The organism is Vibrio sp. J1-1 (assembly GCF_021728395.1).
Lineage (GTDB): Bacteria > Pseudomonadota > Gammaproteobacteria > Enterobacterales > Vibrionaceae > Vibrio.
In genome coordinates this window covers 33,458-47,043 of the sequence record NZ_JAKKCM010000010.1, presented here as the reverse complement: position 1 = coordinate 47,043, position 13,586 = coordinate 33,458, and the positions used below count along the sequence as shown (strand labels likewise).

General features: G+C 44.7%; 15 protein-coding genes. 7 read left to right on the top strand and 8 right to left on the bottom strand.

The window, feature by feature from the left end; genetic code table 11:
- The first annotated feature begins 40 nt into the window (after nt 1–40).
- From L3V31_RS16090 to L3V31_RS16075, 4 genes are read left to right on the top strand one after another with little or no spacing between them, the layout of a single operon-like run.
- Complete coding sequence (locus L3V31_RS16090; protein ID WP_237317355.1) at nt 41–1,855, top strand: penicillin-binding protein activator; 1,815 nt, start codon at nt 41–43, stop codon at nt 1,853–1,855.
- Nucleotides 1,839–2,207: a YraN family protein gene (locus tag L3V31_RS16085; protein WP_237317354.1), complete on the top strand. Its 369-nt coding sequence runs from the start codon at nt 1,839–1,841 to the stop codon at nt 2,205–2,207. The genes L3V31_RS16090 and L3V31_RS16085 overlap by 17 nt, the downstream gene beginning before the upstream one ends.
- A gap of 3 nt (nt 2,208–2,210) precedes the next feature.
- Nucleotides 2,211–2,801, top strand: coding sequence for a phosphoheptose isomerase (locus L3V31_RS16080; RefSeq protein WP_237317352.1), 591 nt, complete (start codon nt 2,211–2,213; stop codon nt 2,799–2,801).
- A gap of 21 nt (nt 2,802–2,822) precedes the next feature.
- Entirely contained in the window at nt 2,823–3,491 is a 669-nt protein-coding gene (locus tag L3V31_RS16075; RefSeq protein ID WP_237317350.1) for a BON domain-containing protein, read from the top strand.
- 63 nt (nt 3,492–3,554) lie between these two features.
- On the opposite strand, the gene sspB is transcribed toward L3V31_RS16075, so the two are convergent.
- From sspB to zapE, 8 genes are all read right to left on the bottom strand, one after another.
- Nucleotides 3,555–4,040 (bottom strand): ClpXP protease specificity-enhancing factor, encoded by a 486-nt coding sequence (gene sspB, locus L3V31_RS16070; RefSeq protein ID WP_237317348.1) that lies wholly within the window; start codon nt 4,038–4,040, stop codon nt 3,555–3,557.
- 16 nt (nt 4,041–4,056) lie between these two features.
- Nucleotides 4,057–4,692, bottom strand: a complete 636-nt coding sequence (gene sspA, locus L3V31_RS16065; RefSeq protein WP_237317346.1) for a stringent starvation protein SspA — start codon at nt 4,690–4,692, stop codon at nt 4,057–4,059.
- 98 nt (nt 4,693–4,790) lie between these two features.
- Complete coding sequence (locus L3V31_RS16060; RefSeq protein WP_237317344.1) at nt 4,791–5,528, bottom strand: cytochrome c1; 738 nt, start codon at nt 5,526–5,528, stop codon at nt 4,791–4,793.
- Entirely contained in the window at nt 5,525–6,790 is a 1,266-nt protein-coding gene (locus L3V31_RS16055) for a cytochrome bc complex cytochrome b subunit (RefSeq protein WP_014230784.1), read from the bottom strand. Before L3V31_RS16055 ends, L3V31_RS16060 begins: the two co-directional genes overlap by 4 nt.
- On the bottom strand, nt 6,790–7,380 hold the full coding sequence (petA, locus tag L3V31_RS16050) for a ubiquinol-cytochrome c reductase iron-sulfur subunit (RefSeq protein ID WP_237317342.1): 591 nt from the start codon (nt 7,378–7,380) through the stop codon (nt 6,790–6,792). The genes L3V31_RS16055 and petA overlap by 1 nt, the downstream gene beginning before the upstream one ends.
- A gap of 544 nt (nt 7,381–7,924) precedes the next feature.
- Entirely contained in the window at nt 7,925–8,317 is a 393-nt protein-coding gene (gene rpsI, locus L3V31_RS16045) for a 30S ribosomal protein S9 (protein ID WP_005372876.1), read from the bottom strand.
- A 15-nt stretch (nt 8,318–8,332) separates the two neighbouring features.
- The gene (rplM, locus tag L3V31_RS16040; protein ID WP_237317340.1) at nt 8,333–8,761 is read right to left on the bottom strand and encodes a 50S ribosomal protein L13; all 429 of its coding nucleotides are present in this window, start codon (nt 8,759–8,761) and stop codon (nt 8,333–8,335) included.
- A 251-nt stretch (nt 8,762–9,012) separates the two neighbouring features.
- Nucleotides 9,013–10,116 (bottom strand): cell division protein ZapE, encoded by a 1,104-nt coding sequence (gene zapE, locus L3V31_RS16035; RefSeq protein ID WP_237317339.1) that lies wholly within the window; start codon nt 10,114–10,116, stop codon nt 9,013–9,015.
- A 195-nt stretch (nt 10,117–10,311) separates the two neighbouring features.
- On the opposite strand from zapE, the gene zapG reads away from it, so the two are divergent.
- The 3 genes from zapG to degS all read left to right on the top strand — a co-directional run bounded on the left by zapG (nt 10,312) and on the right by degS (nt 13,574).
- Nucleotides 10,312–10,755 carry a Z-ring associated protein ZapG gene (zapG, locus tag L3V31_RS16030; RefSeq protein ID WP_014230780.1) on the top strand — a complete coding sequence of 148 codons (444 nt, stop codon included), beginning with the start codon at nt 10,312–10,314 and terminating at the stop codon, nt 10,753–10,755.
- A gap of 189 nt (nt 10,756–10,944) precedes the next feature.
- Nucleotides 10,945–12,312, top strand: coding sequence for a DegQ family serine endoprotease (locus L3V31_RS16025; protein WP_237317337.1), 1,368 nt, complete (start codon nt 10,945–10,947; stop codon nt 12,310–12,312).
- Nucleotides 12,313–12,509: 197 nt separating this feature from the next.
- Nucleotides 12,510–13,574 carry an outer membrane-stress sensor serine endopeptidase DegS gene (gene degS / locus L3V31_RS16020; RefSeq protein WP_237317335.1) on the top strand — a complete coding sequence of 355 codons (1,065 nt, stop codon included), beginning with the start codon at nt 12,510–12,512 and terminating at the stop codon, nt 13,572–13,574.
- Nucleotides 13,575–13,586 lie beyond the last annotated feature (12 nt).

Genomic DNA, 13,586 nt, shown 5'->3' with positions numbered 1-13,586 from the left:
TAAAGACAATTTTGTACAAAATTATAGAGAACTCACGGCAATGATTAACCATAAGAGACTCAGTGTACCACGCATACTCACTCCTGTTGCACTAGCAATTACACTCGTCGCCTGTTCTTCAGGCCCGAGACAACCTGATGGTGTAGATGTCACACTTGAGCCTACCCAGTCAGTGCAGAACTACATGATTCAAGCTGATAGCTCGGAAGGCAGCGTACAAAACGACTGGTTGATCATGGCAACCAAAGCCGCAATTCAAGCCAACCAATTTGATCAGGCAGACCTGCTGATCACGCGACTTTCTCGCCAACAGTTGTCAGAAGTGCAACAGGCTGAGTGGCAACTAGCGCGAGCGACCATACAGCAAAAGCAAGGTAATTACTCTCAGTTACTTCAGCTACTGAACTTTAAGCCTTGGTGGAAACTGCCGAACGACCAGTGGAAGGATTACTACGCGTTACGTGCAGACGCTTACCAAAGCCTGAACCAATCATTTGAAGCAAACCGCGAGTTGGTCATGCTAGGTCATTACTCTTCGTCTCCAGAGCAAAGAGAGATTTCTAGTCGTATTTGGATGAACTTTGGTAGTTACTCAGAAGCAGAACTGTCTTCACTACGTACCGAGCCAAACGAAGAAGTATTGAGTGGCTGGTTGCAACTAGCGATTTACTCTAAAGCGATGTCAGGCAACCTCTCTCAGCTAAGAAATACGCTGGAACGTTGGTTAAGCGAAAACCCATCGCACCCGGCTGCGGTTTACACGCCTGAAGAAATTCAAAACATATTGTCGCTCAACATCGTTAAGCCAAATAATACGGCGCTGCTGCTACCGCTGACGGGGAGATTTGCTCCTCAAGCACAGCTGATCCGTGAAGGGTTCATGTTTGCGATGATGAATGATGAAGCTCGTGACGATAGCACAAGCGTCACTGTTATCGACACGCATGCTTATAGCGCCGACCAAATCAAGCAGCGTCTGTTCAACGAGAATATCGACTTTGTTGTCGGCCCGCTGCAAAAAGAAAATGTTGAGCTGTTACAGACTTCAATCGATGGATCTACTGCTGGCTCAACAATTCCAGCCCTAGCCTTGAACATCCCTGAAGAAATCCAACCAGGCAGTAATATCTGCTACCTGGCACTTTCACCAGAGCAAGAAGTAGCACAAGCGGCCAAGTACCTGTTCAATCAAGGCTACAATTTCCCGCTAATTCTTGCACCTAAAGGCAGTTACGGCCAACGAGTCGTTGAAGCGTTTAATGAAGAGTGGAATAAATACAGCTCAAACCAAGTCGCAACCAGCTACTTTGGCGATAAACGACAGTTGCAAAAAGACATCAATGACGTATTCGGCCTGCAGGAAAGTAAACAGCGTATCGCTCAGATGCAATCGCTGATGAAAATTAAACTTGAGGCTCAGCCGCGTAGCCGTCGCGACGTAGATGCGGTTTACATTGTCGCAAGAAGTTCAGAGCTGACTTTAATTAAACCATTTATCGAAGTAGCGATTAATCCAGATGCTAAGCCACCTCAAATCTTCTCTAACTCTCGTAGTAATAGCGGTAGCACTACCTACGATGATTTGACTGGCATTATTTACAGCGATATCCCACTATTGATTGACCCAGACCCGACAGTTGCCGCTGAAATGAAAGAGCTGTGGGCAGAACAATCCAATATGGAAGTCCGCCTGAAAGCGCTCGGTATGGATGCATACAAGTTGATTGGCGAACTTCCTCAGATGAAACTGGTTCCAGGACTATCGATACGAGGTCAGACAGGTGTGTTAAGCCTCGACAACAACTGTGTTGTACAACGTGAACTAAGCTGGACTGAGCGTGGGGCTCTTCAGTAAACGTCAGATAGGAAATCAATATGAGACCCTGGCGAAGCAATATCTGCTCCGCCAGGGTTTACGCTTTGTTGAGAAAAATTTTCTGACAAAAGTCGGCGAAATTGATTTAATCTTCCAACAAGGTGAAACTATCGTCTTCGTCGAAGTCAAATATCGTAACAATGATCGTTTTGGCTCGGCGGCGGAAATGGTCACTCGCGCAAAAATGCGTAAGCTGATCAAAACCGCAAATATTTGGCTAAGCCGCCAAAAACAGTCCATACATACAATCGATTACCGGTTTGATGTTATCGCCATTCACGACAGTGGCCGAGATATTAACTGGATACAAAACGCAATATCTGAAGGATAAGCGATGCTAGATAGCATTAAAGACAGCTTTACAGAAAGTATTCAAATTCAAATTGCAGCTGCTGAAGCACTGCCAGACGCCATTACTCATGCAGCGCAAGCCATGGTTTCTAGCTTACTGAACGGCAATAAAATCCTATGCTGTGGAAACGGTGGAAGTGCCGCCAATTCACAACAATTTGTTTCTTGCCTTTTAAATCGCTTTGAGACAGAGCGCCCAAGCCTACCGGCCATGGCTCTGACCGCTGATAACACAACGCTTACAGCCGTTGCGAACGACTACCATTATCAGGAAATCTTCTCTAAACAGGTCCGAGCGTTTGGCCAACCGGGTGATATTCTTCTTGCCTTGTCGACCAGTGGTAATAGCAAGAACATCATCAAAGCGATGGAAGCGGCGGTAACTCGCGACATGACCATTATTGCTCTAACAGGCAAAGACGGTGGTGAAATGGCGGGGCTACTGGGTGAACACGACGTCGAAATTCGAATTCCTTCTCATCGTACGGCACGCATTCATGAGGTCCACATGGTGACCTTACATTGCTTATGTGACCTGATCGACCAAGTGCTTTTCCCTGCTCACGAAGAATAACTCAGATTGAGAGTCAGAATCATGCTACGTAGCCTCATCCTTTTATTTACCGTGTTCAACCTTAGTGGTTGTGCAGGTTTGTTCATTGCTGGCGCCGCAACGACAGCCAATATCGTTACGGACACCCGCACTACCAAACAGATCTGGCAAGATAACAACATTGAGTTTGAAGTCGCCGCCATTGGTAATAAACAGCCATTCAAAGGCCAGGCTCGTGTTTTTGCCAGCGCATACAATGGTACCGTGGTGCTGATGGGTCAGGCTCCAACTCAGGCCTTAATCAGTGATCTTGAGAAAAGAACCCGTGCAATCTCCGGCGTTAAAGTCATTCATAACCAAATGAAGCAAAAAGAACCGCTAACGGTTACGCAAATCAGTAATGACAGCTGGATCACGACGAAAGTAAAATCATCATTGCTCACTGATGAGCAGCTAAATGCTGTTAAAGTGAAAGTGATTACTGAGGATAGTGAAGTGTTCCTGTTTGGCTATGTCACAGAAGCACAGAGCCAAAGAGCGATAGAAATCGCACGTAACGTCTCAGGAGTAAAGCAAGTGATTAATGGATTCCAGTATGGAGAGACAGAGTCCGTTAAAGTTGATTTACCTAATCATAGTGAAAAACCGGTACAAAGTGATACAAACGAGGATGGTGAAGCGAACGTTGAGGCATTCACTATAAGCGATTGATTGCTAAAGCATCACCTTAAAAATCAAGAGACCAAAAAAAAAGCAGCGTAATCGCTGCTTTTTTTATTTAATAACTCTTAAGCTTGGTTTGCCTTTCGGACGAGCTGCTTCACTTTCGCTGTCATCAGATTCCGAGTCTGCAACTTGAGGAGCATCATCACTTACCGTCGTAAACGATGGAGATGGTTCTTCTTCCATCATTTCTTCTTCGATATTGGTATAAGCCTCTTCAGGTTCAAACATCGTACCCGCACCATTTTCACGAGCATAAATAGCTTGAACTGCATAGACAGGCACAATTACCGAGTGCGGACGACCACTAAAACGAGCATGGAAAGTAATCGCATCATTGCCCAACTCAAGATTACCAACGGCACGAGGGGCTATATTCAGGATAATTTGACCATCTTGAATAAACTCAACAGGTACACGTACGCCTGGCATGGTTGCATCAACAACCAAGTGAGGAGTTAAGTCATTTTCTACCAGCCAATCATAAAATGCACGAAGCATATATGGACGGCGGGCAGTCATTTTTGCAATATCCATAATGTATCTAAATCGCTTAACGAACTAGACGCATTTCACGTTCAGCTTCAGTCAAAGAAGCAAGGAATGAATCACGTTCAAATACGCGGTTCATGTAAACCTTGATCTCTTTAGAGCCAGGACCAACAAGCTCAATACCAAGTTGAGGTAAACGCCACAACAACGGTGCTAAGTAACAATCGATCAAGCTGAATTCTTCACTCATGAAGTACTCATATTCAGCAAAGATTGGCGCTAGAGTCAGAAGATCGTTACGAAGCTTCGTACGCGCTTTTTCTGACTCTTCAGCGTTACCTTTCATTACTTTTTCAGCTAGTGTGTACCAATTACGTTCGATACGGTACATCATCAAACGGCTGTTACCACGGGCAACAGGGTAAACCGGCATTAGAGGTGGATGAGGAAAACGCTCGTCCAAGTACTCCATGATAATTTTTGAATCGTAAAGCGCGAGCTCACGATCCACAAGAGTTGGCACTGATTTATATGGGTTTAGCTCGACAAGTTCAGCAGGAAGGTTAGCTTCATCAACAAGCTCAACTTCAACACTTACACCTTTTTCAGCCAGTACAATGCGAACCTGATGGCTATACAAATCTGATGCACTTGAGAAAAGAGTCATCACAGAACGTTTATTGGCAGCTACAGCCATGGAGCCCTCCAGTACACTTACAAATAAAAACAATGGAGGCTAAGCCTCCATTGTACAGTCAAATTAAAATTGGGAATTAGCACAGTATTTTAGCACAATTAATGCACATCACGCCAATACTCTTTCTTAAGCAACACAACGATGATAGTCAGGATGACTAAGAAACCCATCACCCACCAACCAATCGCATGTCGTTCTAGCTGTACCGGGTCACCAGAGTAAACCAGAAAGTTAACCAGATCACCCACAGCTTTATCATATTCACCAGTACTTAATTCACCAGTACCATCGGTTTCAGTACCAACAACAACTTGAACTTCTTCACCATCAACAATGTGAGTCTCATAGACTGGCGTTGGGATACCTTGTAGTTCTTCAAGTACATGTGGCATACCAACACTTGGGAATACAATGTTGTTCACACCAAACGGACGTGATGGATCCACATAGAACGAACGTAAGTAAGTGTATAACCAATCCGCACCACGAACTCGAGCAACCAGCGTCAAATCTGGCGGTGGAGCACCAAACCAGCTTGCCGCTTGCTTAGGTGGCATAGAGTTAACCATCAGATCACCGATTTTCGCTTCTGGGTTGAAAATCAGGTTCTCTTTCATTAAGTCTGTTGGAATTTCCAAATCTGTTGCGACACGCTCATAACGCTGGTACTGCGTAGAGTGACAGCCAAAACAGTAGTTCATGAATAACTTCGCACCGTTTTGCAGCGAAGCTTTATCCGATAGGTCCACGTGAGCTTTATCAAGCGGCACACTGGCACCTGCTGCCATCGCTAGAGATGGCAACATAGCAAATAGAATTACAATCCACTTCTTCATTTGAATGTCACCCTCTCTGGTAATGGTTTAGTTGCTTCATTTTTGCTGTAGAAGAACAGCAGTACAAAGAACATGAAGTAACCCAAACTAAAGATTTGTGCTAGTAGTGTGTACGTTGGCGTTGCAGGTAACGCACCCAAAATACCTAGCGCAATGAAGCTGATTGTGAATTGGATAATATTCAACAGATGAAGTTTGCTACGGTAACGGTAAGAACGCACTTTACAACGATCCAGCCACGGTAGTACAAACAGAACTGCAATCGAAGCACCCATCAGGATTACGCCCAACAGCTTGTCTGGAACCGCACGCAAGATTGCATAGAACGGTGTGAAGTACCATACAGGAGCGATGTGCGCAGGCGTCTTAAGCGGGTTTGCAGCTTCAAAGTTAGGCGGCTCAAGGAAGTAACCACCCATTTCTGGGTTGAAGAACAACACGTAACAGAAGAAGAACAAGAAACCAGCCACACCAACCAAATCTTTTACCGTACCGTAAGGGTGGAACGGAATAGAGTCGATGATGTCGTATTTTTTCGAGTAGTAATCGTGGAACTTGAATTGCGTTTGGTAATCGTCGCCCATTGTCCCTTTTGGTAACTTCGTTTCGATACCATCCGGGTTGTTTGAGCCTACCTCGTGCAGTGCCAAGACATGAAGTACGATAAGCAGAAGCAGTACGATTGGTAGCGCAATAACGTGAAGAGCGAAGAAACGGTTCAACGTTGCACCAGAGATGATGTAGTCACCACGGATCCAAAGTGTTAAGTCATCGCCGATAACAGGAATCGCACCAAACAGAGAAATGATTACCTGTGCACCCCAGTATGACATCTGACCCCATGGTAGTAGGTAACCCATGAACGCTTCAGCCATAAGAACCAAGAAGATCAACATACCGAAGATCCACAGTAGCTCACGAGGCTTTTGGTAAGAGCCGTAGATTAGACCACGGAACATATGCAGGTATACAACAACGAAGAATGCTGAAGCGCCGGTAGAGTGCATATAGCGCAGCAACCAACCGTACTCTACATCACGCATGATGTATTCGATAGACGCAAACGCACCTTCACCAGAAGGGACATAGTTCATCGTTAGCCAAATACCGGTTAGGATTTGGTTAACAAGAACCAGCATTGCCAGAGAACCGAAAAGGTACCAAAAGTTGAAGTTCTTCGGCATAGGGTATTCAGATAAATGCTTTTTATAAGCATTCATCGCTGGAATACGTTTTTCTACCCAGTCTAACATTGCTTGCATTATGCATCCCCCTCATCAACACCAACTATGAGCTTTGTGTCGCTCAGATACATGTGCTTAGGAATCACAAGGTTCAGCGGCGCAGGAACACCCTGGAACACTCGACCAGCCATATCAAACTTAGAACCGTGACAAGGACAGAAGAAGCCAGATTTTACGCCCTGAACTTGCTCTGCGAAAGAGTCCGGTAGATAGGTCGGTGAACAGCCTAAGTGAGTACAGAAACCAACCGCCACGAAAAACTCTGGCTTAATTGAGCGGTACTCATTCTGAGCATAAGCTGGTTGCTGTTCCATCTCAGATTGGGGATCACGAAGCTGATCTCCGATAGTTTTCATGTTATCTAGTACTTGTTGAGTTCGGCGTACTATCCATACAGGCTTACCCTGCCACTCAACACGAACCAATTGGCCCGGTTCGATTTTACTGATATCCACTTCCACCGGTGCGCCAGCAGCTTTTGCTTTAGCACTCGGATTCCATGATTTTATAAAAGGAACGGCGACGGCAGCTGCCCCTAACCCACCTACAACTGCCGTTGTAGCGGTTAGAAAACGCCTGCGACCGTTATTTAAAGGCGCGTTGCTCATCCAAACATTCTCCCATTTGCTCCCTTGGATAGTTATTATTCCGCTTATAAGAGCATGGCTAACACATAATGAATTTCGTTATATTTATTGGGATGAAATGATAAAGAAAACCCCACTTTTTGACAAGATAAAGCTACCTTTTTGTAACATTTGTGAGGTAAATCGCTCGTGTCGTCACAAAAGCAGTAAAATAATAAATGTTTGATGTGATTTATAGCAACAAAGCGAGAGTAAGAGGCACGAACCAATAAGATTTGTCCCTTTTATATCGGTTGTTTTCAGTAAATTAAGTCTGCTGAAGAAGAAATAAAATAGGCGGACTACTGTCGAGAGTTATTAAAACTTTATAGCACATAAAATCAAGATAAAACTCAATAATGGCTCAGCTAAATGTTGCGTGGATATTAAGCAAGATCGGGAATAAAAATATTAAATTAATGCAGTATTTTTCAGTCGTATAAAAACAAAAAGCTCGGCATATAGCCGAGCTTTTGGTGCACAGTATCCAGAATAACTCTGGAAAGCATAATTTCCGTAAAGGAAATTAACGCTTAGAGAACTGTGGACGACGACGTGCTTTACGTAGACCAACTTTCTTACGTTCAACGCAACGAGCGTCACGTGTAACGTAGCCAGCTGCGCGTAGAGCAGGACGTAGAGACTCATCGTATTCCATAAGCGCGCGAGTGATACCGTGACGGATAGCACCAGCTTGACCAGAAATACCGCCGCCTTTTACTGTTACGTAAAGGTCTAGCTTCTCAGTTAGTTCAACTAGCTCTAGAGGTTGTTGTACAACCATACGTGCTGTTGGACGACCGAAGTATTCGTCAAGGTTACGCTTGTTTACTACAATGTTGCCGCTGCCTGGTTTGATGAAAACACGTGCAGCTGAGCTTTTGCGACGGCCAGTGCCGTAGTATTGATTCTCTGCCATTTTCGAAATCCCCAATTAGATGTCTAGTACTTGTGGTTGTTGAGCAACATGGTTGTGCTCAGCGCCCGCGTAAACTTTAAGCTTACGGTACATAGCACGGCCTAGAGGACCACGAGGAAGCATGCCTTTAACTGCAAGCTCAAGAGCCATCTCAGGTTTACGATCGATCAACTTTTCAAAAGTGATAGATTTTAGACCACCTGGGAATTCAGAGTGACGGTAGTACACTTTGTCTTTAGCTTTGTTACCAGTTACAGCAACTTTCTCAGCGTTGATAACGATGATGTAATCACCAGTGTCAACGTGAGGAGTGTATTCAGCTTTGTGTTTGCCACGTAGGCGAGATGCAATTTCACTTGCTAGACGGCCAAGAGTTTTACCTTCAGCGTCTACAACGTACCAGTCGCGTTTTACAGTTTCTGGTTTAGCAACGAAAGTTTTCATGCTAACAATAACCCGTTAATTAAATTTTAAACTTTAAAGGAACACCCTCTTGGTGTCCCCACACTGTCTAAGAGCCCAGTCATCACCCCTTCGAGTCGTTGGTACTCTCGACCTTCATTGTCGAAATAACTTCGATAATCAGGTCTGCAGTAACGGTGGGTCGCAGGATTATAGAGAAGACCGAAGAAAAAATCACCTTTTTTTGCGCCAAATCACTAATTTTTTCTTCAGATTTTTTGAAACAAGTAGATTTAAGCCAAATGTTCTCTTGCGAGATACTCATGACTCTGCATCTCAGTCAAACGAGATAGACAGCGCTTAAACTCAAATTCAAGCTGGCCTTGAGTATATAAGCTATCCATCGGCACTTCCGCAGAAATAATGAGCTTAACATGTCGCTCATAAAACTCATCGACCAGTGCAATAAAACGTCTCGCTGCATCGTCTATTTTGCCACTCATCTGCTCAACGTCGGCCAGCAATACTGTATGATAAATGCGTGAGAGTTCTATGTAATCGTTCTGGCTTCGGGTAGTTTGGCATAGCTGGGCAAAGGAAGCATGCAATACACCGTCGCTGGCTTCTATAACATCGATATTTCGGTGGTTAATTTCTATCTGATGCGCCACGTGCTGCCGCTCACCTGTCAGTTGCTGGTAGTACTTATTCAGGTTAATGGTCGCTTGTTCGTCTAGCGGATGATGATATATCTCTGCCTGCTCAAGCGTTCGTAAGCGGTAATCCACTCCGCTGTCGACATTCAAAACATCGCAACGAGCCAGAATCATATCGATAGCGGGTAAGAATCGCGCTCTCTGTAGGCCGTTGCGGTACAAGTTTTGCGGTTCAATATTCGATGTCGCAACCAAGATCATCTGACGCTTAAACATTTCTTGTAGCAATGTTGCCAGAATCATTGCATCCGTAATATCAGAGACAAAAAACTCATCAAAGCACACCACGTCCGCTTCTTTTTTGAACTTATCAGCCACTTTCGATAATGGGTTTTCAACATCACCCAGTTGCTTCAATTCATCGTGTACTCGGTACATAAACCGATGAAAATGCACTCGCATCTTTCTTTCTGTTGGCAACGCATCAAAAAAAGCATCCATCAAATAGGTTTTACCTCGACCGACCCCACCCCAAAAATACAAACCTTTAGGTGGTTCAGGCAACTCAACCTTTTTACCCATGAGTTTTTGCCATTTGGAAAGTTGAGGTACAGGTGCAGACTGAAACTTGACAATAGCATGATAGAGCTTATCCAAAGCAGTTACTGCCTGATGCTGAGCGTCATCACGCTGGAATCCATGTTCTGCTATATCTTTTTGATATCGTTGTAGTGGTGTCATCGCATTAAGTCGTTTTAGAGGTACAAAGGAAAGTGTCACCTCGGGGGCAATGTCTAATTACAGAGAATTAATGATCAGTCCCCGAAGACATACTGCTATTTTTCTTTATCGGCTGTTCAAGCCATAGTAACATGGACGAGCACCGCGTGTAACTAAGTAGTAAAAGACTTGTTAAAACAAATATAAGGAGCAGTTATGCCTTGGATTCATGCCATTGTGGGTTTGCTGGTCGGTACAATAGTAGGCGTAGTCATTAGTAGACTAACCACCCCTGAATACAAAAAACAGAAGTCTGTACAGAAAGAACTAGAGTCGGCGAAGTTTGAACTAGAACAACAACGCCAAGAGCTCGTTGACCACTTTGCCCAAACCGCAGAAATGTTAGATACCTTAGGTAAAGATTACACCAAGCTATATCAGCATTTAGCGAAGACGTCTTCAGAGCTTTTGCCTAATTTACCAGAGCAAGATAACCCGTTCGATAAGAAGACTGCGATGGCTTCAGAGCAGATCAAAGAAGATCAGCCAAATGTGAATGAACAACCTAAAGACTACGCCAATGGCGCAACAGGTCTTTTAAAAGATCAAGAGAAAGAAGTCATTACAGCACCTGAAGCGGTCACCGCCAAAGCATCATAACGCCTCTTATCTCCCCTATCAGGCCGATACAAAACTCATTTTGTATCGGTCCTTTTTGAACTTTTCTTAAACAGCCATCTCTAACTTACTTGTGGACTGCTACCCCTTTTGATTATCCCAACTTAACCTTATATTACTAATTGTTAGGATATTTCTTTTTGGCAGACATGTTTCAAGAGGAGTTATTGGATGAAAAAACCACTGCTTGCACTGACCGTTCTATCTCTGAGTTTGAGCTCTATCTTTACGCCCATTCAGGCGACAGCAGCCTTACCGCTCAGCGTGGATGGTCAACAATTACCTAGCCTTGCGCCAATGTTGGAAAAAGTGACCCCAGCGGTAGTCAGCATTGCGGTAGAAGGCAAACAGGTGCAAACCAGCCGTATTCCCGAGCAATTTCAATTTTTCTTTGGCCCCGATTTTCCAATGGAACAAACACGAGAACGCCCGTTCCGAGGTTTAGGGTCAGGTGTCATTATTGACGCTAATAAAGGTCATATCGTAACGAACTATCACGTAATAAAAGGGGCAGATGAGATTCGAGTACGCTTATATGACGGACGAGAGTATGACGCCGAGTTAGTTGGTGGTGATGAAATGGCCGACGTAGCGCTGCTCAAACTAGAAAAAGCAAAGAACCTGACGCAAATTAACATTGCTGACTCAGACAGGTTGCGTGTCGGCGACTTTACCGTTGCAATTGGTAACCCGTTTGGGCTTGGTCAAACCGTCACTTCAGGTATTGTTTCAGCACTTGGCCGAAGCGGTTTGAATGTTGAAAACTTCGAGAACTTCATTCAAACCGATGCAGCGATTAACAGCGGCAACTCAGGTGGTGCATTGGTCAACTTAAATGGTGAGCTGATTGGGATCAACACCGCTATTTTAGGTCCAAATGGCGGTAACGTCGGCATTGGCTTTGCGATTCCTTCCAACATGATGAAAAACCTTACTGAGCAAATCTTAGAGTTTGGTGAAGTGAAACGCGGTATGTTGGGTGTTCAAGGTGGCGAAGTCACATCTGAGCTAGCTGAGGCACTTGGCTATGAGTCCAGCAAAGGAGCATTTATTGGCCAAGTAGTTCCTGATAGTGCTGCAGATAAAGCAGGCTTGAAAGCAGGTGACATCATCGTTTCCGTTAATGGTAAGTCGATTGACACCTTCTCTGAGTTACGTGCCAAAGTCGCCACATTAGGTGCAGGTAAAAAGATTACTCTGGGTGTAGTACGTGATGGTAAAAGCGAAACCTTCAATGTGACGCTTGGTGAGTCGACCAATATCAAAGCGAAAGCAGAAACCCTACATGATGGTCTTAAAGGGGCAGAGTTAAGTAACACAAACCCGAGTGACTCCGTTCAAGGTGTGAAGGTGACAAGCGTTGCTGAAAACTCACCGGCGGCTCAGTACCAGTTGCAAGAAGGTGACATCATCATCGGTGTGAACCGTCAGCGTGTGAAAAATCTTGCTGAACTTCGTGCCATTGTTGATCAGCAAAAAGGCGTACTGGCACTCAACATCCAACGCGGCGAACGTACCATTTATCTGGTCATCCGATAACAGTATTGGTCCAAAGGTCGTTAGGTAAATGTGCTTTGGATACACCACATTCGGTGATAGAGCTCTAATACTTTGACGAACTTTTAAGCGGGCAATTAAAAGGACAGCACAATCACGTGCTGTCCTTTTGTTATTTTTCAATGTAATGCTATTCTTCACCTTCCGATGCCACTTTGGTGTTCACACATGGAGAGGATATGCTTAGCTTTTTATTACGTTCTGTCTTTTTAGGCTTAGCAACCGCCGCCGTTGTCCTACTTGCGGTTCCATCTTTACGTAATAACGTAATTCCAGCTGCGCTTGATCCACAACCAAGCAATATCGCCTCTCTTGAACTCTCTTTCAATCAGGCTGTCAGAAAAGCCGCTCCAGCCGTGGTGAATATTTACAGTCGTAAGTATGTTGAAAATGATCGCAGCAAGCTTTCCACACAAGGACTGGGTTCTGGTGTGATTGTCAGTGAAAAAGGTTACATCATTACGAACTACCATGTGGTCGCGCAGGCTGACCAAATCGTCGTAGCGTTACAAGATGGCAGAGCTGCCGCGGCACAACTTGTCGGTACCGACAAACGCACCGATATCGCCGTACTACGCGTTGAGGGTACAAATTTGCCCGTGATACCACTTAACTCAGAATATAAACCTCAAGTTGGAGATGTGGTACTGGCCATTGGGAATCCATACAACTTAGGACAAACCACGACCTTTGGTATTATCTCCGCAACAGGACGATCTTCTATCAGCGACGGACGCCAAGCCTTCATTCAAACAGATGCAGCAATCAACGAAGGCAACTCTGGCGGTGCACTGGTTAATACCCAAGGTGAATTAGTCGGAATCAACACCGCTTCCTTCCAGCAAGCAACCGATTTGGAAACCTACGGAATTTCATTCGCGATTCCGGCTCCGCTAGCGAGTAAGATCATGCAAAAGATCATTGCTGATGGCCGTGTGATTCGTGGCTATATCGGCATTGATGGTCAAGATATTAATGCTGTCACCGCTCGCTTACTCGGTAATGAACATATTGGCGGCATTGTTGTGCTCGGTATCGACCCGAATGGTCCAGCTAGCGCAGCAGGTTTCGAGAAACAAGACATCATAATTAGTATTGATGGCAATAAAGTTCAGGGACGTCAAAGCGTGATGGATATCGTCACCGATTTACGTCCCGGGACCACGGTCGACGTAGGTATTATTCGTAAAGGCAAAGAAATAACGTTAAAAGTCACTATTGCCGAAGATAAACAAGAAGCATAAAAAATCCCAGCC